11 protein-coding genes and 2 pseudogenes are annotated in these 23,037 nt (G+C 65.1%); 7 read left to right on the top strand and 6 right to left on the bottom strand.

The genetic code is table 11. From position 1 onward, the window contains the following. Positions 1-10: 10 nt before the first annotated feature. The 6 genes and pseudogenes from EFK10_RS41920 to EFK10_RS51510 all read left to right on the top strand — a co-directional run. Positions 11-4,807: a DEAD/DEAH box helicase gene (locus tag EFK10_RS41920; protein ID WP_127360887.1), complete on the top strand. Its 4,797-nt coding sequence runs from the start codon at positions 11-13 to the stop codon at positions 4,805-4,807. After that, positions 4,804-6,762 (top strand): UvrD-helicase domain-containing protein, encoded by a 1,959-nt coding sequence (locus tag EFK10_RS41915; protein WP_127360886.1) that lies wholly within the window; start codon positions 4,804-4,806, stop codon positions 6,760-6,762. Before EFK10_RS41920 ends, EFK10_RS41915 begins: the two co-directional genes overlap by 4 nt. Before the next feature lie 14 nt (positions 6,763-6,776). Next, on the top strand, positions 6,777-9,998 hold the full coding sequence (locus EFK10_RS41910) for a helicase-related protein (RefSeq protein WP_127360972.1): 3,222 nt from the start codon (positions 6,777-6,779) through the stop codon (positions 9,996-9,998). Between the two features lie 2 nt (positions 9,999-10,000). After that, entirely contained in the window at positions 10,001-11,851 is a 1,851-nt protein-coding gene (gene drmB, locus EFK10_RS41905; RefSeq protein ID WP_127360885.1) for a DUF1998 domain-containing protein, read from the top strand. A 163-nt stretch (positions 11,852-12,014) separates the two neighbouring features. Next, complete coding sequence (locus EFK10_RS41900) at positions 12,015-12,995, top strand: HNH endonuclease (RefSeq protein ID WP_127360884.1); 981 nt, start codon at positions 12,015-12,017, stop codon at positions 12,993-12,995. 176 nt (positions 12,996-13,171) lie between these two features. Further along, positions 13,172-13,330, top strand: a pseudogene (locus EFK10_RS51510) (site-specific integrase); the annotation flags it as partial. Between the two features lie 354 nt (positions 13,331-13,684). Here EFK10_RS51510 and EFK10_RS41890 read toward each other — a convergent pair. From EFK10_RS41890 to EFK10_RS41865, 6 genes are all read right to left on the bottom strand, one after another. After that, positions 13,685-15,226, bottom strand: coding sequence for a Swt1 family HEPN domain-containing protein (locus EFK10_RS41890; RefSeq protein WP_127360883.1), 1,542 nt, complete (start codon positions 15,224-15,226; stop codon positions 13,685-13,687). Continuing rightward, positions 15,223-19,677 (bottom strand): tetratricopeptide repeat protein, encoded by a 4,455-nt coding sequence (locus EFK10_RS41885; RefSeq protein ID WP_240677802.1) that lies wholly within the window; start codon positions 19,675-19,677, stop codon positions 15,223-15,225. Before EFK10_RS41885 ends, EFK10_RS41890 begins: the two co-directional genes overlap by 4 nt. A gap of 417 nt (positions 19,678-20,094) precedes the next feature. Next, the gene (locus EFK10_RS41880) at positions 20,095-20,637 is read right to left on the bottom strand and encodes a class IV adenylate cyclase (protein WP_127360882.1); all 543 of its coding nucleotides are present in this window, start codon (positions 20,635-20,637) and stop codon (positions 20,095-20,097) included. Further along, positions 20,634-21,176 (bottom strand): hypothetical protein, encoded by a 543-nt coding sequence (locus EFK10_RS41875; RefSeq protein WP_127360881.1) that lies wholly within the window; start codon positions 21,174-21,176, stop codon positions 20,634-20,636. Before EFK10_RS41875 ends, EFK10_RS41880 begins: the two co-directional genes overlap by 4 nt. Further along, positions 21,170-21,490: an ATP-binding protein gene (locus tag EFK10_RS41870; protein WP_240677801.1), complete on the bottom strand. Its 321-nt coding sequence runs from the start codon at positions 21,488-21,490 to the stop codon at positions 21,170-21,172. Before EFK10_RS41870 ends, EFK10_RS41875 begins: the two co-directional genes overlap by 7 nt. A gap of 100 nt (positions 21,491-21,590) precedes the next feature. Beyond that, a complete protein-coding gene (locus EFK10_RS41865) occupies positions 21,591-22,013 on the bottom strand; it encodes a hypothetical protein (protein WP_127360880.1) in 423 nt (140 codons plus the stop codon). A gap of 396 nt (positions 22,014-22,409) precedes the next feature. On the opposite strand from EFK10_RS41865, the pseudogene EFK10_RS51505 reads away from it, so the two are divergent. Continuing rightward, a pseudogene (locus EFK10_RS51505) lies at positions 22,410-22,597 on the top strand (site-specific DNA-methyltransferase); the annotation flags it as partial. Between the last annotated feature and the right edge of the window lie 440 nt (positions 22,598-23,037).

Genomic DNA, 23,037 nt, shown 5'->3' with positions numbered 1-23,037 from the left:
GCAGGTATTCATGAGCGACCGGCAGTCCACCGTCACCTCCATTTCCCCTGTCATCGCGAAGGTACTTGAGCAGTCCGCTCGGGTTCTGGAGACCTATCGAGTTGATCCTGGGCTGGTGCAGGAGCACGCGAACAACGAGCGTCGCATCACCCAAGGTGGTTACGGCGACCGACAGCTGTTCGAACTCGTCCAGAACGGCGCCGATGAGATCGCCGATGCCCCGGGCGGGAAGCTTCATGTCGTGCTGACGGACGACTACCTCTACTGCGCGAACCAGGGCACGCCGGTGACTCCGGAGGGCGCGGAAACGATCCTACGCATGAGTGTCTCCCGTAAGCGTGGCGGGCAGATCGGCCGGTTCGGCGTGGGCGTGAAGTCCGTGCTTTCGGTGAGTGACGCGCCTCAGTTCTTCAGCAGGACCGGCTGCTTCGGCTTCGACCGCGGATGGTCGGCACACGAGATCGCCACTGTGCTCGGCCGGCCCCGTGTCGACGACATGGACACCCCGGTGCTTCGCATGGCGCGTCCCCTGGACATGGAGGAGGAATGCGACGGCGACTCTGTGCTGCGGTCGCTGCTGCGCTGGGCGACGACCGTCGTCCGTCTCCCGCTATTGCCCGGCAGCGCGGAGCGCCTGGGGTACGACATCGCAGGTCACAGGGACGCCGAGGGGCGGCACCTCGTCGAGCCGTTCCCGATCGGCTTCCAGATCTTCTCCTCCCACGTTGGTGAGGTGACGCTGGAGGATCGGCGGCGCAGTCCGCTTTTCCGCCGTGAGCTCAAGGTGGTCACCGAGGGTGCCCATCGGACCGTCACCGAGGTGCGGACCGGCGCGAAGCAGGAGATGCACGACTGGAAGGTGTACTCGGTTGAGCATTCCCCGACCGCCCACGCGCGCCAGAGCGCCGGGGAGCTGCACGACCGTGGGGTCATCGATGTCTCCTGGGCGGTGCCCGAGTACACCCGGAACAAGGACGGTCTTTTGACGGTCCCGCGCGGCACCGGGGAGTTCTGGTCGTTCTTCCCGACCAAGTACCCCATGTCCCTCTCGGGCTACCTCAATGCGGCGTGGAAAACCAATGAGGACCGTCAGAACCTCCTTGACGGCAGCGAGTTCAACCAGGAGCTGATGGAGGTCGCGGCCAACCTGGTCATCGACTCCCTGCCTCGTCTGGCCCCGGCCGAGGACCCCGGCGCCTATCTGCCGCTGCTCCCGGGCCGTGAGAAGGAGTTCATCAACTGGGCGGACGATTACCTGCTGCGCCAGGTGTGGCAGGTTGCCGCCCGCAAGCCGTCGCTGCCTGATCAGGACGGCGTGCTCCGGGTGCCTCACGAGCTGTACATCCATCCGAAGGAGGTGGAGGCTCGCTGGCTGCGCATCTGGGCGGAGTACCCCCGTCGCCCGAAAGGTTGGGTGCACCCCTCCGTTGAGGAGGGGGGCGACATGCGCTCCGGCAAGATGACCCACATCCTCGCGGTGAAGAAGCAGTCGCGCGAGAGCGTGGTGACCTGGCTTGAGGCTCTGGTGGCCGACGGCACGCCGGAGGCTTCGGCTCACGCCATCCGGATTCTGTCCGCAATGGTCGAGAAGGACCGTGCCGAGCGCCGGAGCGCTGACTCCGTGTTGACCGCAGAGGCCCGTAAGGCTCGCATCGTGCTGACCGAGTCCCACGGCCTCGTCGCGCCCGTCTCCGGCAAGGTTTATCACCGCACCGGTGCGGAGCAGAGTCGCGACGACGTCGTATATGTCCACCCGCACATCTCCGAGCGTCCGGAAATGGCTCGTCATCTGCACGCCATTGGCATCCGTATATCCGACGCCCAGGGACGCTTCGAGGGCCTGCTCGACCAGGGTTTCGACCGCTACGCCTCTGACGCCTGGACCCAGTTCTGGGTGCTGCTGCGCAGCGCGGGCAGCGGTACCCAGGTCGGACGGATTCAGGCGAAGGTAGCCAACCCTCTGGCCACTCTCAGGGTGCGCACCGTGGGCGGCTCCTTCCGTGTCATGCGTGACTGCCTGCTGCCGGGCCCGGTCGTACCCAGCGACGGAAGCAGAGATGCCTCGATCGCGGTCGACATGGACTTCCACGCCGATGACCAGGACGTCTTCCGCGAGCTCGGCCTTGCCGAGATCCCGAGCCTGAATCACAGCCCTGAGAAGGAGGGTTGGTTCCAGGACTACCGCCAAGCCGTGCACGATGCCTACATCCGCAGGCTGCCTGCCGACGCCGCGCGCCCCGGCCTGGGGCGCCTGACGGTCGAGGGCAGCGCTCCTGCCGGTCCGCTCCATCTGCTGACCCTGCTGTCCGACGAAGGGCGTGCAGCGTTTGTCGAAGCCATCCCGGAAGCCGGGGTTGTCGAGAGCTGGATCCGCCGCTACGGGTCGACGGGAGACAAGACCGTCGCTTCCCCGCTTCGGTGGATGCTTTCCAAGTACGGGCGCGTCCGCACGAGCGCCGGTCTGGTTCCCCTCAACCAGGCCGTCGGCCCCCAGCTCAAGGAGTTTGCTCGGGTGCTTCCCGTGGCGGAGATCAGCGCTGAGAAGGCCAAGCGGTTGAAGCTGCCCACTACGCCCGAGGAGGTGCCGCCCGCTCGTTGGCGCAAGCTTCTCGACAGCGTGTTGATCAGCACGGACGACGTCTACATCGGCCGCGCCTATGCTCTCTTGTTGCGCGTCGGCTTCGAGTTTCCCGAGGATGTGCGGACCCGCTGCCGGATCGGTGCCGGATGGGGGACCCGTCCGGACACCGAGATCGCGGTCGCGACGAGCGAAGCGGACTTCCGGGAGTTGGTGCTTGAGCAGTATCCGGCCCTTCTCGTCGCGGACAAGTCCGACGCTGCTGCCGCCCGTCAGATGTACGACACCTGGGGGATGCGCAAAGTCGCCGACGTCATCACCAAGACGATCCGCAAGGTTCCGGTGGGTAGTGCGACCCTCCTGGTGGACGAGTTCCCGCCGCTGCGGCAGCGCGTCGGAGCCCCGGCGCTGAACCGTAAGGTGCGTCGCTGCACCGAGCTGGAGCAGACGCTGCGCACGCCCAACGGCAGCCGGCTGATCCCGATGACCGTTGCACGCGAGGGCAGCACCCTGCTGGTCCTCGACGGACTCTCCCCGCTCGACGTTCTCGAGGCGGCGGACGCCGAGTTCGGTTGGGGCCTCGAAGCGCAGGGCTGCCGCCAACTGATCGACCACCAGAAGCGTCAGGAGCAGAACCTGGAAGTCCGCTCGAAGCTCCGCCAGGTCCTGGAGGCGGAGAGCATCATCGACAAGATCGCTCTCCTGCTCGGGGAGGAGCAGCTGCGCAGCGAGCTGCCGCCGGGCCTTCTGGAAAGTGAGGTCAACGAGCACGGGCGGGAACCCGATGCGCGCCGCGTCGCGGAGATGGCGTTCAACGCCCACGGCGAGTCGATCCTGCGCGTCCACCGCAAGGACTTGGCCGTGGACTACCCGGGCATCGCTCCTAATACGTTCACCGGCGACACCAAGGCTCTGAAGTTCGTCACGGACCTTGGCTTCCCCGATTCGTTCGCCGGTGCCCGTGTCCCGTCGCTGTCACCGCGTATCGAAATCGAGGGACCGTCGGAGTTCCCCGCGCTGCACGACTACCAGGAGGAGCTGGCTCGCGCCCTGCACACCATGCTCGACAACCCCACGCCGCAGCGTGCCATGCTCACCATGCCGACCGGGGCCGGCAAGACCCGCGTCACCTCCGAGGGAGTGATCCGCTGGGTTCGCCAGCAGGGAAGCCTGCCCGGGCCGATCCTTTGGATCGCGCAGACGGAGGAATTGTGCGAGCAGGCTGTCCAGAGCTGGCGCTTCGTCTGGTCGAAGGTCGGGGCCGAGATGCCGCTGGTCATCAGTCGGCTCTGGTCGAGCAACGAGGCCTCCCCCGTGCAGGGCCATCCGCACCTCGTCGTGGCCACCGACGCCAAGTTGCAGGTGTGCCTCGGTACGGACGACTATGCCTGGCTCCGCCGCTCCGCACTGGTGATCGTGGACGAGGCCCATGTCGCCATCTCGGCGCGCTACACGGAGCTTCTGGAACTCCTGGGACTCAGCTTGGTACGGAACAGGACGAGTCGCCACCTTATCGGACTCACCGCCACCCCGTTCCGCAGCAATGTGGAGCTGACCAGGCGGCTGGTTCAGCGCTTTGGTGCGCTCATCGAGACGCCGATCTTCAACGGGGACCAGACCAAGGCGATTAAGCACCTGCAGGAGATCGGCGTGCTGGCGCAGGTCGAGCACGAGGAGTTGGTCGGCGGTGAGATCACTCTGAGCGCAGACGAGCTGAGCCGCTCCAAGCAGTTCGGTGGCATGCTCCCCAAAGGCGCAGAGCAGCGACTGGCCGACGACCACAACCGCAATAAGCGCATCGTGGACCGTATCGCCGAGATGGACCCCGAGTGGCCGGTCCTGGTGTTCGCCACCTCAGTAGCGCACGCCAAGTTCCTCGCGGCGAAGCTCGGCGACCGCAACATCCGGGCTGCCGCCATCGACTCTGCGACTCCCATGGCCGAGCGCCGCAAGGCCATCGAGGACTTCCGCGGGGGCAAGATCAAGGTCCTCACCAACTACGGTGTGCTTACCCAGGGCTTCGACGCCCCGGCGACCCGCGCCGTGGTGGTCACCCGTCCCACCTACAGCCCGAACGTCTACCAGCAGATGATCGGCCGTGGCCTGCGCGGTCCCCGCAATGGTGGTGAGCCCACCTGTCTGATCCTCAATCTGGCCGACAACATCAAGAACTACAAGGAAAAGTTGGCCTTCACCGAGTTCGACTACCTGTGGAGCGAAGACAAGTGACCCTCGAAGACTTCGAGGAGCATGTGCTGACATTGCATCAGCAGACGGTGGTCGACCAGCCCTGGGACGCCCGGGTACTGGTCACCGCCGGGGCGGGCGCGGGCAAGACCTACACCCTGGTGCGACGCCTCGACGTTCTGGTGGAGCGCGAGGAGCTGGAGGCTGCAGAGATCCTCGTCCTCACCTTCTCCCGCGCCGCCGTCCGAGACCTGCGGGAACGGATCGACCGCCACGCCACCGCGGCACGTCGGGTCCGAGCACAGACCTTCGACTCCTGGGCGACCAGCCTGCTCAAGCAGGCCTACCCGGACACCGACTGGACGGGCGTGTCATTCGACGACCGGATCGTTGCCGCGAGCGAGGCCATCGATCGCGGCGTCCTGGAGGCAGGCGAGCAGGGTGCACCCGGACACGTGGTGATCGACGAGGTCCAAGACCTGGTCGGCGTCCGCCGTGAGATGGTCCAGGCCCTGCTCGACCGGTTCGCGGACAACTGCGGCTTCACCGTTGTCGGCGATGCGGCCCAGTCCATCTACGGCTTCCAGGTCTCCGACCCGGAACAGCGTGCCGCCGAGACCAACTACTTCTTCGACTGGCTGCGCGGGACCTTCTCCGAGGACCTGACCGAACTGCATCTCTCGGACAATTTCCGAGCCCGCACCGTCCAGTCGCGGGTCGCACTGCCCCTGGGCCCCCGCCTCCAGCAGTTGCCCCGCGACCCCGACAGGGCGGCCGAGGCCGCAGAGCGCATCCACGCCGAGCTGCGTGCCTCACTGCTGGAGGCGCCGGAATTCGGGAAGTTCACGGACGAGTTCACCTTGGATTCGCTGCGCTGGTTTCCGGGGACGACCGCGGTCCTGTGCCGGGACAACGGCCAGGTGCTGCACGTATCCGGTCTGCTGGCGGACGGGGGCGTGGCCCACCGGCTCCAGCGCTCCACCCGCGACCGCCCGGCCCCTTCCTGGATGGCGGCGCTGCTGACCGGTACCGAGGCCTCGCAGATCACGTATGAACGATTCGCCGGACTCCTCGATACGAATAAGAACGACGAGCTGGTGCTGCCCGAGGGTGCCACGCTCGATGAGCTGTGGCAGTCCGCACGCCGGGTGGCCCGAGGCCCGCGGGCCACCCTGGATATGCGTGCCCTGTACCGCGCGCTGGCCGAGGGCAGACTGCCCGACGAGATCACTGCGCCGGAGCCCTCGCCGCTGGTGATCTCCAGCGTGCACCGGGCCAAAGGCCTGGAGTTCGATCGCGTGCTGGTGATCGAGCCGCGCACGCTCATGGCTCCGCGCCAGGTGCCCAAGAAGAAGTACGACTACGACCCTGCCGCAGAGGCGCGACTGCTCTACGTGGCGATGACGCGCCCCCGCGACGACCTCTACCGGTTGGAGGCTCCGTCGACGTGGCTCTACCGCAAGGACCGGCGGCTGGATCGCTGGTACCTCGGCGGTCGCAGCAAGTGGGCCCGTAACGGTCTGGAGGCCTTGGGCACGGACGTCTGCCACGAGGCCCCGCACGGAGCCCGCGGCATGCATCACGACGCGGTCGAGGTGCAAAAGTACCTACGCACCTCGATCCGGGCGGGCGAGGCCGTGGAACTGCGACTCCTGCACCAGCTGCCAGCCGGCGAGGAACAGTCCCCGCCCTACGCCATGCTGCACGAGGAACGGCAGGTCGGACAGGTCTCGGAGCAGTTCCGCCGTGACCTGTGCCGACTCCTACGGCGCGGTGGCGCCGCGCTGGACCGCCCCTGGCCCGCCTTGATCACGGGTCTGCGAGTGGACGGCGTCGAGAGCGTGGCCGGCTCCGCCGCCGCCACGGAGCGCGCCGGCCTCGGCGACCACGGTGTTTGGCTGGCCGTCCGCCTCTGCGGCATGGGGCGCTTCGACTGGAACACGGACGCCGCCACAGACGTCATTGACCACGGATTCCCGGAAGAGAGCGACTTGTGAGCGCACCGGACTACATGGCCCACTACACGTTGCGCGACCAGCTTCTGGAGGCGCTTCGCACCGACCTGCTCGGACCGGTCGGCGGCGAACACGAGATCCTCAAGGATGACGCTCCGATCACCGTCTACCCGGTCGGCGTACTCTTCCCCCAGTCCGAGGACGACGAGGCCCGGGCGGAGATCTCCGACGCGGCATCCGAAGCCGACGGCCAGGACGAGACCCCTTTCACCGCCCGCCGGGACAGCGAGGAGCCGTCCCCGGACCTGGGTGTCGCCCTGGCCAACACCCGCAGGCCCTCCTCCATGGGCCTGACCTTTGCTGTGGATCCCGCGACCAGCGGCAGCATCGTGTTGACCGTCCGCGCGGCCACGTATGCGCCCGAGGACGCCGAGGGCAACCCGATCTCTGCCCGCCGCACCGAGGTCCGCAGCACCGAGGAACAGCGGGAGCACTGGCGTCGTGTCGCGTTGCATCTGGACCCTGTCACCGTGGACGTCACCGTCCCCCACGCTCACGAGCCCGTAACCCTCCACCCGGGCTTGGAGCTGCGCGTTGTGGCACGCCCGGCGACCGGACCGCACGGGACGGTGACGGTGACCGCCACGGTGGTCAACAGCCTGCGAGTGGGCAGGTTCGACCTGCGCGACGCCCACTGCTTTTACCAGCCCGTCCTGGAGGTCACCGCCCCGGACGGCTGCCCCGCCCCGTTCGTGGAGCGCCCGGCTGCCCTCGGCGCTGTAGACAAGGAGCAGGCGCTCAGCCGCCTGCTCCACCGTCACGCCCCCAGTTTTGCGACCGGCCACGGCTGTGCGGCCCGCTGGGACTGGACCCCGCCGCCGATCGGCGCGAGCGGCCGCGAACGAGCTGCCGTGGCCGCCGTGCGCACCGAGTTCGTCCCCTCCCACGAGGTGCTGCTCACCGACTCCAACCCTGAGATCGACGACCGCGCGCTGACCATGCAGGGACTGGGCACCGCGCCCGACGTCGAGATCATCGCCGCGCTGCGCGGTCTGCTGGTCGGCTACGAGGCATGGATCGGCGCCCAGGCGGCCGAAGCGGAACGCCTCCGCGGTGGCGAGCACGAGGAGGCCGCCCGAGAACAGCTCGCGCTGTGCCGGCGGACCCTGGAGCGGATGCACCGCGGTGTGGACCTGCTGGCCGACCCTCGCCGGCCCGAGATCATGAAAGCATTCCGGCTCGCTAACCTCGCCATGGCGGAGCAGCGCGCCCGCACCTCATGGATCAAGGACGGCAAACCGGGAGTCCCCGCCGTCGAGAAGGGGAAGTGGCGCCCCTTCCAGATCTCTTTCCTGCTGCTGTGCCTGGAAGGCATCGTCGACGCCAACCACGCCGATCGCGGCATCGCCGATTTGCTCTGGTTCCCCACCGGCGGCGGCAAGACCGAGGCCTACCTCGGGCTGATCGCCTTCACCACCTTCCTTCGCCGCATTCGCGACGGTGCGGCAGGCGCCGGCGTCACGGTGCTCATGCGTTACACACTCCGTCTGCTGACGCTCCAGCAGTTCGAGCGCGCCGCCGCGCTGATCTGCGCGATGGAGCGCAGACGCGCCATGGATCCGAAGACATTGGGGAGTGAGCCGGTCTCCATCGGTATGTGGGTCGGGAAGTCCGCCACTCCCAACACGCTGGAGAACGCGGCCAGAAAGCTCACCGAGCTTCGGGTCAGTCCCGGCAAGCGCCTGGAGAAGGAGAACCCGGTCCAGTTGGAGGCCTGCCCGTGGTGCGGCACCGCCCTGGACGCCAACAACTACGAGGTGGAGGAACACCTGCTGAGGATGGCGATCCGCTGCCCGAACTCAGCCTGCGACTTCCACCCCGGCCTTCCGGTGCACCTCATCGACGAGGCGGTCTACCACGCCCGTCCGACCCTCATCATTGCCACCGTCGACAAGTTCGCCGCCATGCCCTGGCGGCCCGCGACAGCAGCCCTGTTCAACCGTGACCGCGAGGACGGCACCAAGCCGCCCGAATTGATCGTCCAGGACGAGCTTCACCTGATCTCCGGCCCGTTGGGCACGCTCACGGGCCTGTACGAGACCGTTGTCGACGCCCTCGCCGACCAGCCGAAGGTCATCGCTTCGACCGCCACCATTCGCCGTGCCGACGAGCAGGGCAATCACCTGTTCGGTCGCAAGGTCAGCCAGTTCCCGCCCGGGGGATTGGACTCCCGGGACTCCTGGTTCGCCGTGGAGACGACTCGGGACCGCAAGGCCGCCCGCCGCTACATCGGTCTGTTCACGTCCACCACCAGCCAGTCGACCCTGCTGATCCGGGTCTACGCCGCCCTGCTCCACCGGGCGCTCACCTGCGAGGCGCCGGACGAGGTGAAGGACGCCTACTGGACCCTGGTCGGCTACTTCAATAGCCTGCGTCTGCTGTCCGCGGCGGAGCTCCAGGTGCTCGATGACGTTCAGGACCGCCTTGAGTACCTGGCCACCCGCGACGGGGTCAAGCCCCGCCGGATCGACGGCCTCACCGAGCTCAGCAGTCGGGCGAACGCCAGCGACATCCCCAAGCGACTCAAGGAGGTCGAACGGCACCTGCCGATGTCGGACGTCCTGGACGTGCTGCTCGCCACCAACATGATCTCCGTCGGCGTGGACGTGGACCGACTCGGCCTCATGGCCGTCATGGGCCAGCCGCAGACCACCGCCGAATACATCCAGGCGACGAGCCGCGTCGGACGGCGCCACCCCGGCCTGGTAGCGGTGATGCTCAACTCCACCCGCTCACGCGACCGCTCGCACTACGAGAGCTTTCAGCACTTCCACTCCGCGCTCTACCGGGAAGTGGAGTCCACCAGCGTCACCCCGTTCTCCGCCCGAGCCCGCGACCGCGGGCTGCACGCAGTGATCGTGGCCCTCGCCAGAATCCTGCTGCCGGACGCCCGCCGCAACGAGGCCGCGCGGGACATCGACGCCTTCGTCGATGACCTGAACGCCCTCGTCCGCCCCATCGTCCTCGCCCGCGTGGCCACGGTCGACAACACCGGGACCGAGGTAACACCCACGGCCCGCGCCTTCGACGCCTTCGTCTCCTGGTGGCAGACCGAGGCAGTGGCACAGCCGAATCTGGTCTACGAGGCCCGACGCAGCAGCCGCATCCCCGCCCTGCTCAGCGGATTCGACGACGACCCGCACGACACGGCCGGTTGGCCCACCCTGTGGAGCCTTCGAGACGTCGACGCCTCGTCCACCTTCTTCCTGGAGTCGTGACCATGAGCCCGTTCCCGCCCCGCACCCGTCGCCGCGGCATGGGCGCCGCCCCCGTCCGCAACGCGCGCAGGCTCGGCGAGATCCGCCGTGCCCAGCTGATCACCACTTATGGCGTGGGCGCCATGATCGCCGTGGAGAACGAGTCCTTCATCATCTCCGGACTCGACTCCTGGAACGTCTCCGAGGCACCTTGGATTTGGGAGCCGCGCCTCGCCCGGCCGCTCGGTGTCAAAGGCTTCCGCCTCCCTCCGGCGCCCGACCCGGACCTGGCAACCGACGGCGTGCGCGCCGCTCGGTTCCCCCTCATGTACTCCTGTCCCGAGTGCCGGGCGCTGCAGCCGTTCCGCAAGTTCAACTCCCCGGCAGGCAAAGCCGAGTGTTCAACCTGCCAGGAGGACCTCGTCCCCTCCCGCTTCGTCATGGCCTGCGCCCACGGGCACCTCGACGACTTCCCGTACTGGAAGTGGGTCCACAGGGACACCGAACACGCCGGCGGAGGCCTGTGCGGCGGCGAGCTGAGGTTCCGCGCAGACGGCTCCACGGCCTCGCTGCGTGCCGTCCTGATCAGCTGCAGCTGCGGCGCGAAGGAGGTCTCCATGGAGGGCGCTTTCCGGCGGCAGGCACTGAAGAACCTCGGCGTCCGGTGCTCGGGCAGGCGTCCGTGGATCAAGGGCGCTCCTGCAGGGGGCTGCGAGGAGCCGCCGCGCACCCTCCAGCGAGGTTCGTCGTCGGTGTGGTTCCCCGTCGTCCACTCGGCCCTGTCCATCCCGCCGTGGAGCGACGGGCTCACCAAGGTCGTCGCCCCGATCTACGACAAGTTGAAGGACGAGAGCCCGGCGGACATCCTGGCGTACCTTCGGATCGAGAAGATCCTCGACCACCACCCCGAGTACACCCCCGCCGAGGTCGTCGCCCTGGTGGAGAAACTCAAACGCGAGGACGCCGAGCTCGCGGACGAGCCCGTCGTGGAGAGCTCCGCCCGCGAAACGATCTACAGGGAGGAGTACCTCAGCCTGCAGACGGACCACCCCGAGCGGGAGGAGGCCGGCAGCCAGGACTTCGTCTGCGAGCCGCCCGCCGCCGGCAACTCGGCGCTGCAGGAACAGTACGGACTGGACCAGGTCATGCTCGTCAAGCGACTGCGCGAGGTTCGGGCCCTGCAGACCTTCACCCGCGTCGAGGAGCCCAGCGCAGCGGACGACGTCCGCCGTCGCGCCCCACTGTCGGCAGCAAAGCCAAAGCTCGACTGGCTCCCAGCCATCGAAGTCAGCGGCGAGGGAGTCTTCCTGCGCCTGGACGACAGCCGGCTCAAGGAATGGGAGCAGCAGCCCGGTCCCCTCGCCCGGGCGCAGCGCATTCACGAAAGTCACACGACGCTGCTGCGCGAGCGGGCCGGCGACTCGGACAAGCCGGTTCCTGTCTCCCCGGCCTCCCCTCGGTACCTCCTGCTGCACACGCTCGCCCATGTCCTGATCAACGAGTGGAGCCTGGACGGCGGCTACCCGGCCGCATCGCTGTGTGAGCGGCTCTACGTGGCCGACGACATGGCGGGCATCCTCATCTACACCGCCACCAGCGACTCCGCTGGCAGCCTCGGCGGCATCGTCGCCCAGGGGGAACCCGGTCGCCTCGAGATCGCCCTGCGCTCTGCGCTGCAGCGCGCCGAGTGGTGCTCCAACGACCCGCTCTGCATGGAGTCCGAGGCCAGCGGAACGGACAGCCTCAACCTCGCTGCGTGCCACGCCTGCGTGCTGCTCCCGGAGACCAGCTGCGAGACCAACAACACCCTCCTCGACCGCGCGGCCCTGATCGGCGCCCCGGACGGCAGCGCGGTCGGATTCTTCTCGCCCTGACCGACCTGGCCCTCACCCTGGCCTCCGTGAGCGGGCAGCGGGCGGTTCATTCCCTGCCGGGGCCAGGGATGGGCTGGCCGCGCCGTGTCAGGACACCAGGAGAGGCTGCCTGTTGTGCTGTTCCGAGGTCAGATCAGGGGGGAACTTCACGTATGCTCCCGCCATGGACGGGGTGGACATTGCAGCAGCAGCCGTAAATGGCGGAGCTTGGTCTTTTTTGATCGCTGGCGAGGAACGGCAGTTCCAGGGGAACGCCGGCTACGAGGACATGGTGGAGGAGTCCTACAGCTACGACTCGACCGTGGGTAACCATCGTCGGGTTGCGGTGGGCGACCTGGTGGTTGTACGGAACGGCCGCGAAGCTTTGGGCATTGGCTATGTGGAGGAGTTGGAGGTCCTGCCGGACCAACAAAAGCTTCGAAGCCGATGCCCTCATTGCGGAAGCACTGGGTTCAAGGAGCGGACGACGGAACAACCCCGCTACCGGTGCAGTCCCTGCGGCAATGCTTTCGACCGGCCGAAGGTGGAGACGATACAGGTGACCGCGTACCGCGCTCACTATGGAGGGACCTGGCAACCCTTCGAAGGCTGCATGGACAAGGCTCAACTGGCTGAGCTCAGCTTGAGCAAGTCCGACCAGCAGTCGATCAAGGCAATCGACCGGGCGCGGACCCTCGCGGCAGTGGCTGCGCGCGGTGTCTGCCTTCCGCGCCAAGGGCAAGCATCGGGTGCAGCACGACAGTACCCCTTGGAACTGCCGGGGGGCCGGCGGCGGATGACAGCGGCAGTTCGACGGGGGCAGGATGCCTTCCGCAGGGCCCTCGTTCGTCGGTACGGATTGATCTGTGCCATAACAGGCCCAGCCCCAGCGGAGGTACTTGAGGCGGCTCACCTTCGTCCGTTCGCCGCCACGGAGCGGCACCGGGTCGAGGAAGGACTGCTGCTGCGAGCGGACATCCATCGACTCTTCGACGGTGGGTTGTTGGCCATCAGCCGCGAGCTCGTCGTGTGCGTCGCCCCAAGCCTCCTGGGTCACGTCTCGTACAGCGAGTTGGAGGGCACAACCCTGCAAATTCCGGTAGATGCCGTGGTGGATCGTGACGTGATCAAGGAACATCATGCGGTCACCACGGCCACGTGGTAGGGGCGTGCCAGGTCCAAGCCGCATGCCACAAACCAACGCATCGGCGCCGAATTGTCAGCGCCAGCGGTACTTACAGGGGCGAGTTCCGGTGCGGCTTGCGGGCCGCGCGAAGCAGTTCGCGGCCGCCGTCTCGGATTGGCCGGAGACGCGAGGCCGGCACGCCGTACTCGCTGAGCCTCGGGCACTCCTACCCCGGCTTCACGCTGCGGACGTACACGCACCTCATGCCGGCAAGCGCCGCCCGGACCCGGCGGGTCATCGATCAAGCCCTTGCCCTGACGGGTGCGGAGGGCACTTCCAAGGCCATGTGCTCTCAATGTGCCCTGGCGACCTGAACCGGTCCTCCCGGACGGCCGCTTGAACGGCCTCTGAACGATCAGCTCAACCCGCGAACCCGCAGGTCACGGCCAAACCAGGCAGTAGAGCTGGTGCCCTGACTCGTGGCAGCGCTGGGCGAAGTCCTGCCATTCGTGGAGCAAGTGGACCTCCTTGGTTGTTCACCTGCGGATTTGCGGCGATCCTGCCGGTGACCAGCCAAAACTACCTTCAGTAGTTGACGCTGGTCACCGGCGTCTTCGGCCCTCATGTGCCCTGGAAGTGCCCTCAGAGGCTGTAGAAGAGCTGGCTTCTTAGCAGAAGATCAAGAAGGCAGATTGTTAGTCGTCAGGTCCCAGGGTGCGGTGTCGACCTCAGCGGTGGATTGGGGTGAGAAGTTCCTGGATCTCGTCGCAGTAGGCGTGGAAGAGGCCGCGCTCAGCTGAAGTGATCACAGACATCCGGTTGTGCGCCATCGGATTGCGAACTTTGGACAATATTTCAAATCTATCATTCCAATATTTCTTATCCCGGCCAAGTAATTTGCCGAAATATTCCCAATAAGAGGCAATTAAAGCATATAGATCGTGAGGATAAGTGTAATCGAGGATTTCCCTGGAGGCGCGATCACCGAAGGAGGAGATTTCTCGATCTCTCGTCATCTCCCAGGAGTCCAGTAGAGAAACCAATTTTGGCCGCTGCTTTCGCACTTTATTGAGCCAATCCGCTCCAAGTTCGTCAGTGAGGGTGCCGCTGACAAATGACCGCAACAAAGTTTCCACTGCCACCCAACTACTCCAGTAATCGGATTGGCGGCCGACAAGAGCCAGATAATCCTCGAAATCATCTGAGAATGCGCGGTAGCGGGTACCGTCCGCCCGAATGAGGCCTTGATACAGAAGGCGTTCGGCATCTTCTTGGGTAGCCGTTATTTGTGGCCCCATAAGAACTTCCAGCAAGGACAAAAAGCGCCCATCGGCCCGCAACAATGCCTCTAGGTCATTATAATAGTGCTGCAGGGCTGGTCGCATATCGGATATCGCAACATCGATGCTTTCCGGCACTAGTGGGTCGACAGGTGCCAATGTGCACAATCGATCAAGGAGCATACTTGCCAAATAGGGATGGCCGCCGGTGATTCGGTTGAGTTTCGCAAGGAAGGGAGCAAGCCATGGACTGGTGGATGCGCCCGGTGCTCGGTCCACCAACTCGGCTATCTCGCGGGAGTCGAAGCACCGTACATAAATTTCCCGGAAGATGCCAGGAAAGGTGGACTCGACAGGATCCGCACGATCAACGATTTCGCGGAGCTCACGACGGGATGTTGTCACCAATCCGATGCTCCACTCGGGATTGGATGCAATTTCCCTTAGGGCTTGGAAGGTGCCAGGTCGTGCTTTGAATACTTCTCTTGCGGAATCAAACTCGTCGAGGATGAGAACGGCCTTCCAACCTCTGCGGCGGATCAGCTTCAGGAACTGCTGAGTATCGTCCTGTAGTTCAGCCCAGTCTCGGGTAGAGTCCAGGACTCGCTCCCTGCGCCGCGATAGCGGCGCATCGACGATATCAGCCCCTGATTCCTCGATCATTGTCCATAGTTCGTCCACGAGCTTGCGAAGCAATCGTTCGCTACTCTCCTGAGTCCTGACATTGATCCAGACGGGCAGCAGCTGGGGATACTGCTCGCGTACTTCGGGGCGCATCAACATATGATAGGCAAGGCTGGACTTGCCTATTCGAGGTGGGCCTACGATCGCGGTCGCCCCGGCCACTGCTGAGGGTTGCAGGATCCTCTGCCGAAGCACCTCGGTGTCACCCAATCGTCCGACGTGATTCTTCCCGTAGACGGGGTGGCCCACCGCTGCGAAAGGGTTCTCCCAACCATCGGTACCCGGATATCCGGTTTCTTTTTTCATACCCGCCGGTCCCAGAGCCATTCGGCGAACAAACCCACCTTGATTCGGAAGCGTTCTTCCGTTTCGCGTGCGATGACGTCCCGCTGTACTAGGTCCTCCAAAACTCGCCGCCCTTCCGGTATCGAACTCGCCTTTCGGCCATCCAGATACAGGTCCCTTCGATGGCCAGTGAGGCAGCCATGCAGCACTTCGAGCACGGTCTGTTCTGACAGCGCGCTCACGTCCGCGTCTCCGGGGGTGAGCAGGTTGTCGAACTGTTCCTGCAGCAACGCCTTGTCGCTGTGGACCAGGATCGCTGCTACCGCGTCTACATCCGCAGGACCGATGAGGGACTGGCGTTCGGCATTCATGTGTTCGATCAATCGGTTGCAGAAAAGTTGGATGTAGTACGGACTCCGAGCTGTGAGTTCCAGAATTCGATCGACCGAATTTCCTTTGTAGCGGCTTACCCCGGTGTCGTCTACCACTGGCTTAGTGATGAGGTCACGGGCATCGTCGTCGTCGAGATACGAGACCCGCTCCTGCCGGGCGACTTGGAACTCATTAGGATACGCCCTGAGAAAGGCTGGCATCAGATCGTTGCCCACGACGACACTTGAGAACAACTTGCTCTCGAGCATGGCCTTCCATGTCTTCATGAAGCCGCGTGGTAGATCATTGCGCTCAATGGCGCTGTACAGCATGGTGAATTCATCGAGCAATAGTACGAGCCGCCAGTCCCGGTAGGGATCTGTCTGTCGCATCTTTCGTCGCATCCTGGCCATGTACTCCTCAAACTGAATCTGCGGAGCGCTACTGGTGGTGAAGTCGTCGAGTCGGGGTTCCGACACATCAAGCACCGGATATCCGTCGTCGCTGAGATCTTCGAAGCGTGAATAGAAAGCGCGTGCGATCTTGTAGAGGAGGAACGGATGGTCCAGGTTGCTGGCCAATTCGAGCAGGCTGAAGCGGGCTGCCAGCAACTGAGGGCCCACCGCCGCCCGGTTCAAGCCAGTCACTAGCGGTGGATCGAGAGCTCGCTGGAGATGAAAGAGGACGGAAGATTTTCCGGCCCGTTTCTGGCCGTAGATCACCACGCTCTTTGCCTCGCTACGTGCCAGCGAGTCGGCAAGGATACGGATCAGCGGATCACGCCCGTAGAACATGTCTCTGTCTTCGACTGGTGCACCCTCCGCATAAGGATTCGTAATGGCTCTCCAGGCGCGGGGGTCATCGAGGCGCACTGACAGAGATTCGGGCTCCGTGGCCACGCTCCGGCCGAATGATCCGGCGCGTACCGTGAACTCCAAGCTGTAGCGCAGCGTAAGAACTTTGTCGGTGGCAGCCCGAGATGTGACCACAAGTGGCAGGACGCAGGTTTCCTTCTGGCCGTCGCGGAGGCTGTGGGCGACTGGGAAGACGGTCTCCACCAGCCTGTAGTCGTCGGGGTTGTCCAGCACACGCAGTTTCACGTCGCCGGCCGGGCTGCGGCGGTGGTCGTTCTCCACTGTGAGTTGAACTTGGATGGTGGAGGTCGCGTCTGGTACGTAGCTTGAGAGAACTGAACTCACTGAGAGCGTGGCCGGTTCCGCGGCTTTCTGAGCCTCGGCGAAATGGTCCCCCAGGGCCGTTCCCAGCCGTTCGAGGTAAGGCGCGAGATGTTCCAGACTGAACCGGGTCGGACTCGTCCGGATCTCTGATATCCGTTCTTGCAAGGACGATCGGATCAGAGATTCAAGCCGCTCTTGTTCCAAGTAGGAAGACTGATCCATATAGTGACGTAGCTCACCGAGGATCTCGCTGGTGGCGCGGAGCCGCTCGCTGTCCAAACGTGTTGTCACTGAGAGTTGACGCACGCGCTCCAACTCCTCCTGCTCCTCCGTCAGGGCGGACAGCACGTCCCCGCGTTGATGCAGCACCTGCAGCGATTGGCGCTGGGTGCTGATCTCGAGGCGGAACCGGCGCAGTGCTTCCTGCCAAAGGGCAAGATAGGACGCTTCCGTGAGAAGTGCGGGTGCCGGGGAGCTGAGGAATCCGCACAGCTCTTCGGTGAAGTCCTTGCGGAGCTTCTTATGCGTATACGTCTTGTTGATAATCTCCTTGCCGACGATATCGGAGAAAGTGGCGAGTGAAAGAAGACCGAGTAGAACCGGCTGGCGCAGTACACGAACCGCCAGGACTGACGTCAGACAGCCTTCGAAGTTGGGAGGGTCGCCGGAAATGGTGCCATCGGCAGCGTGGTAGGAGACGATGAACTGGCGGACCTTGACCCGACCCGTATCATCCCAATGACCGAGAGAGACGGACTCCGCGTAGTAGGTACGAGTTACATCGCCGGGTCGGCCTTCTGCGCTGCAGAGGTCACCCATCGCCGCCGCAAAGGAACGCAAGGCTTTACGGAAACGGGGATCATCGGTGAGGGACAGGTCGTAAAGGATCCTGGCAGTGGACAGGTTGAAGGCAGCCCGGTCACCCGGTCGAGTGACGCCGAGCTTGCCGATGAGTGACTCGAGTTCCTTCAGATCCCGCTCCCCGAGACGCTGCCCCTGCACCCTAGTTGGCGGTACACCGGCATACTCACACTCATCGAGGTGCATCGACAGCAACGGGCTCAGCATCCGGGATTGTTCGGGTGTCCAGTTGGCGTCCGCCAGAAGTGCGTCGAGTTTGGTGAAAATACCGGTGCTCTTGACCCGTTCCAGCTCGGCAGCAATGTCTTTGAATTCACTCTCGTCCGGGTCGAGAGCCAGGAGACGACGTGCGGCCTCGTTTGCCTTCGGCCAGTCACGGTCTTGCTGATGCGCGTAGATCAGCCGTTTTAGCAGCCCGACTTGTGTGGCAATCGGATGTCTTTCCGCGATGAGCTCTTCCAGGCGTACTGCAGAGTCGGCCCAGCGGCCGAGGTCACCTAGGATCGAGATGACCATGTTGTGATGCGGTAGACGTTCCAGCAGAGGATAACTGGGATCCGCGAGGAGTTGCAGCGCTTCCTCGCTGCGCTTTCGACCGTGCAACATCCAGGCCAGGCTGCGCACTGATCGCTCGGTGCTGTCTCCGTTCTGGATAGCACGTTCGTACAGCTCTTCCGCCCGGGCGAATCTCTTGGCGTGTTCGGCACGTTTGGCCTGCGCATACAGAGAGTCACCTTGTGGTGCGGGCGGTGCCTTGCGTCGGGGGCTTGCGGGACTCCCTGCTCTGGAACGGGGTGGGGCTGGTGAGGTAGAGGGGCGGCCCTTGGCCGCTACCTGGAGCCGTGCGTCCCGCGCGACAGCGAGCAGTTTTGGGTTGTCCGGATGGCTCAGCAGACCCTTCTCGGCGATCTGGAGCGCCATCTCAAATCGTCCGTGGCGGTAATGATTCTCCGCTGCCGAGTAGATGTGCGGCCCAAGGGGGGGCGTTGCAATCTCACCCGGAGTGCCGGTCGTCTGTTCCCGGATTGTAGTTAATCCAGTGTGCGGGGTCGGTGCCGCAGTGAGGGGAGGCGCGGTAGCGTCGGCGGTAGAATTGTCGGAGCGCAATGCGCTCAGCACTGCACGGACGTGGTCCGCCGCGTATTGGGCTACCGGGAGGGCCAGAAGATTCTGGAACTTTAGCGCTTCCTCCTCGCGCGTGTGGTATAGCAAGTAAAGACTGGCACGCACCGCAGCCATCCGCTGTCCAGGAGCGCAGTGAACGGCAGGTGTCAGAACCTCTGTAGCTGAACTCGTTTCGCCCAGCCCGGCGCAAATACTGACCCAGGTGGTCAAGACTGGATCGGTGATGTCTTCGGCCGGTGATCGTGTGAGCGTACGTCCCAGTTCTTGCATGGCGTCTCTGTCGCGGCCCAAGCGCAGCCACAGTGTGGCCAGATCCCAACTGTACTGTCCGCCGAGGTGTGCCGATAGGCTGAGCCATTCCTCTGCCTGTTGCAGGGTGGGTTGGCCAGGTGACTCGATTATGTCGAGCAATAGGAGGGCCGCTAGATGGTAAGCGGGTGGGTAGTGGTATCGCTCCGCTAAGCCGAGAAGGGCCTTAACCGCCGCGTGGATCCGATGCGGCTCGCGCACTTTCCGTGCGTACAAGTATTGGTTGCTTAACCTTTCGAGTTCCTTGTCCAATGCCAACGCATCTGTATCACTGAGCGGGATGGACATGTCTCGCCGGAATGACGGTGCCGTGAACATGGGTTGCTTCGGTTGGGGGGCGAACTCCGAGAGTAATGTGCTCCATTCCGGTGAGCGGTTGACAGAAGGCTGAGATGCTGCCGCTGCGGGAGCCATGTTCTCAACGGGAGTCCAGCGGGCGTTCTCGGCGACCTGCTCGACCTGCTCGATGCCGGAGGCATGGAGCAGTACCGGTCCCCGGTCAGTCGTCAGCACCAGGCTGTCGGCTTCGACCTCTTGGAGGGAGCCTGTGACTTGGCGTCCACCGAACAGATAGACGACCAGTTCAGAGCCCAGCGGGTACCACCGCTTCACAGAATCGAGATCCACAGAACGAGTGTAGTCGCAGTTTGAACTGCTCCGGGTCGAATGGAGGCTCGATTCTCTGAGAGGATTGAGTCATGGCACGACCTTCGAATTACCCCGCTGAGCTGCGCTGACGTGCGGTGCGCATGGTCGCCGAGGTGCGACCCGATCATGCCACCGAGTGGGCCGCGATGAAAGCTGTGGCTTCGAAGCTCGGCATCGGCTCGACCGAGACGCTGCACAAGTAGGTGCGGCAGGACCAGGTCAACGGCGGCGCCCGGCCCGGGGTGAGTACGGAGGTTCAGTGGGCGCGGATCGCTCTGTCGTGACGGCGATTCGATATTGGATCCGATTGGACTGTGCAGTCCGGCCGGATCTCTACGGACAGGTTCGCTTCGCCGTGCATGGTGCAGCCTTCCCTTGGCGTCGTTGGGGGCCCGGTCAGGTCAGAAAACGCAGGTCCGGGATCGTCTCCAGGTCGATTCCGTATCGGGCGTAGACCGCTGTGGTGTTCTCGCTGGTCAATTCGGCCCGGGTCAGCCCGAGACGCTTGGCCGCTTGCCAGACTTGCTCGGCGTCGTCGCCTTCGATCTCCAGATAGGGCGGGATCAGCGGCCAGGAGTCGATCTCCAGCCGTACCCCGTCCAGCAGCCACGAGGAGCGCAGGTTCTCCTGGTAGGCCTTGGCTGTGAAGCCGAGGTGCCCGAGCAGGGCGTGGGTGGTGTCGAAGTCGCTGACCACGACTTCGGTTTCACGGGTGCCGTCGACCGCGGTGGACGTGATCTCCTTGACGCACAAGGTCACCTCGCTGCCGGTGTCGCGCAGCCGGATCCAACGGCCCGGCTCGCCGGGAGCGATGTCGTAGACGTAGCGGCGCATCGTCCGGTCCGCCACGTGTACTCCTCCGGCTTCCGCGATGAGCGTTGCTGTATCCGCCGGGTTGATCTCCAGCGCCTTCACTTCGAACTCTGTTTGCGCCGTCATGCCTGCGTGCCTCCTTGTGCCCGGCCGTCTACCGGGAGGCCACGATCATGCCCTTGCGGGACGGGGATGCGGGTGAGTCCGAACGGCAGGCGGTTGGTGATGAGTGTCTGCTCCAGGTAGGTGTCCACCTGGGCTGCGTTCGCCGTGCGCGGCAGTGGGTTCAGGCCGAGAAGTACGACGGCCTTGCCCCGGGCGCGGAGCAGGCCGGTCCAGGCCTCGTAGGAGGGCAGCCGGAGTCCGAAGCGAGCGCCCTGGAACCGAAGCAGCACGCTGGATCCGGAGACCAATGACAGACACACCCCAAGGTCCGGCACTCGGTCGTACGTGCCGCCCATACCGCCGAGGAAAGCGGCGATGTGCCGCATGCGCTGCTCGGAGGTCTCGGCGATGTCGTACGCCGTCCTGCCGGGCGGATGAGCGATGAGGATGTGTGCGATGTCCTGGCCGCTCGGGTCCGCGCCGGCCCAGGTCCAGGCGCCCAGTGCGGCCAGTAGACCAGGTGCCGGGCCGGAGCCGGGGAGGTAGCGGCCGGTCAGCACGAGGGCTCCTCGTCGGCCAGAGGCGTGGCCTTGAAGCGCGACCACGCAACCTTCTCCAGCGGCCCACGCTCTTCCACGCCCCAGCCGTCGGAGAACTCTTCGACGATGAGAAGTCCTCGGTCGGAGACCTGGTTGTCGGTCGGCTTGCGGAGATGCGGTCGGAGTGCGCTGCGGTCGTGAACTTCGATGTGCAGGAAGTCTTCGTCGGTGGTCAGCTTCAGCAAGAAGCCGTCTCCAGTGAGGCTGCCGTGAACCAGGGCGTTGGAGGTCAGTTCTGAGACACACACCCGGACGTCGTCGATGTGCTCGGCCAAGCCCAGGAGGCCAGCGTTGTGGCGGCAAAGGCGCGGGCGTGGCCGACGGATTCGGGCGTGGCATCGAAGAACTTCTGCATGGGGTCGGGCATGGGGAGCCTCACGTTCCGGCGTCCGGCACGGGGGCGGGAGCCACGCGGTGGCGCGGCAGCGGGGTCCGGCCGGCACCTCGCTGCCGCGTGGTCGCGCGTACCAGAAGAAGGCGTGTGCCGGTCGCGGTGATCTGTTGCTCTCGCTCGCCAGCGACCGCGGTCGGGCCCAGGTGAGCGGCGGCCGGCAGAACCGCGCCGTACGTGCCGGGCATGGCAAGCACGTCGAGCAGGCCGGTGAAGGCCGGCGGTCGGCCGGTTGTTATCCGGCTGCGTTCGGTGAAGACCCCGGACAGCAGCAGTTCGTGCTGGCGGCAGTACTCGGTGAGCGACTCGGTGAGTGCGATGCGGCGGCTGGTGGAGGCCGTCGGCAGGTGCAGATAGCCGTAGACGATGGGGCCTTGCACTGGGCGATGCTCCGTGAGGGGTTCCATTCTCATGACCGTCCAGTTTCCACCCGCCCCACTTTGATGGCCAGTCAGAAACGCTCTGACCTGAGGAAATGCCTCTTCGGGTGTCTCGCTGGGCCATGCGGGGGGCAACGGATTTTGTTCGTGGGTCGCAGGTTTGTGGATCCGGTGCCCGGAGCGGTCGATCTGCAACCGTAAAGCCTGTGACCTGCGCATTTGTGATCGCGGGGCGCTCGGACGGTTGCCTGCTGGGTCCCGAAAGGTTGCGCTGGCCTCAAGGGGAGCCCCAGGTGAGCCCGTCTGTGCAGGGAGTGTGCACGGGCTGCCCCGCTGGCGCGGACCGTGGCGGGTGCGAGTTCGGTGTCGGTGTGGGGAGGTGCCTGTGTCTACGGCGATGAGGAAGCACCTGGTGTCGGGGTGACGGACGCGCTGCAGGCCGCCGGATGGACCTGGCGTGGCATCGCCTCCCGGCACAAGCCGGTCTCCCGACCGCGGCGGGGCCGCCTGAAGCAGTCGTGCGAGTACATGGTCTGGGCACCAAGGGCCCGGTCGACGCGGACCGAAACCCCGTCTACCTGCCCGGCCTCTACACCGCGAGTCCGGTTTCGGCTGACAGCACGGCGTGGGTGCGGACTGCTGGTGCATACCATGCCGGGAGGTTACACGTGTGCGAGCGCCTGGCTCAGGTCGTTGGCATCGGTTCGGGCAGCGGGCGGAGCGGAGCCGCCTAATGGGAGCTACCGGGTCGGTCAGACTCGGTGCCGTAGCCGCCAGCAGGTGAGCACTCACGCCGCCGGAAGCGTTCGACTTCTGGGGTCAGACCGTGCCCCTGCTGGTCGGCCGGGAGGCCAGACCGCTGATGGGGTGGCGTGCCCGCCCCGTAGGGCGTGAGCACTGGATCCATTAGGCCGCGTGCCGCGCCTTCCGCAGGCTGCTGAAAGAAGTGAACTACGTGACCGGGAGGGTCTGTTGCTGCTGATCGGCGATGACTGGGCGGAGGACCATCACGATGTCGAGATCCAGGACGAGGCCGGCCGGAAGCTTGCCG

This window comes from Streptomyces soli (assembly GCF_003999195.1).
GTDB classification, from domain to species: Bacteria; Actinomycetota; Actinomycetes; order Streptomycetales; family Streptomycetaceae; genus Actinacidiphila; species Actinacidiphila soli.
This window is presented reverse-complemented; position numbering and strand designations above follow the sequence as displayed.

What these genes read in the sequence shown, in the direction of transcription:
- EFK10_RS41920 (WP_127360887.1), top strand. Translation starts at nt 11, where the DNA reads ATGAGCGACCGGCAGTCCACCGTCACCTCCATTTCCCCTGTCATCGCG.
- EFK10_RS41910 (WP_127360972.1), top strand. Translation starts at nt 6,777, where the DNA reads ATGGCCCACTACACGTTGCGCGACCAGCTTCTGGAGGCGCTTCGCACC.
- drmB (WP_127360885.1), top strand. Translation starts at nt 10,001, where the DNA reads ATGAGCCCGTTCCCGCCCCGCACCCGTCGCCGCGGCATGGGCGCCGCC.
- EFK10_RS41900 (WP_127360884.1), top strand. Translation starts at nt 12,015, where the DNA reads ATGGACGGGGTGGACATTGCAGCAGCAGCCGTAAATGGCGGAGCTTGG.
- EFK10_RS41890 (WP_127360883.1), bottom strand. Translation starts at nt 15,226, where the DNA reads ATGAAAAAAGAAACCGGATATCCGGGTACCGATGGTTGGGAGAACCCT.
- EFK10_RS41880 (WP_127360882.1), bottom strand. Translation starts at nt 20,637, where the DNA reads ATGACGGCGCAAACAGAGTTCGAAGTGAAGGCGCTGGAGATCAACCCG.
- EFK10_RS41865 (WP_127360880.1), bottom strand. Translation starts at nt 22,013, where the DNA reads ATGGAACCCCTCACGGAGCATCGCCCAGTGCAAGGCCCCATCGTCTAC.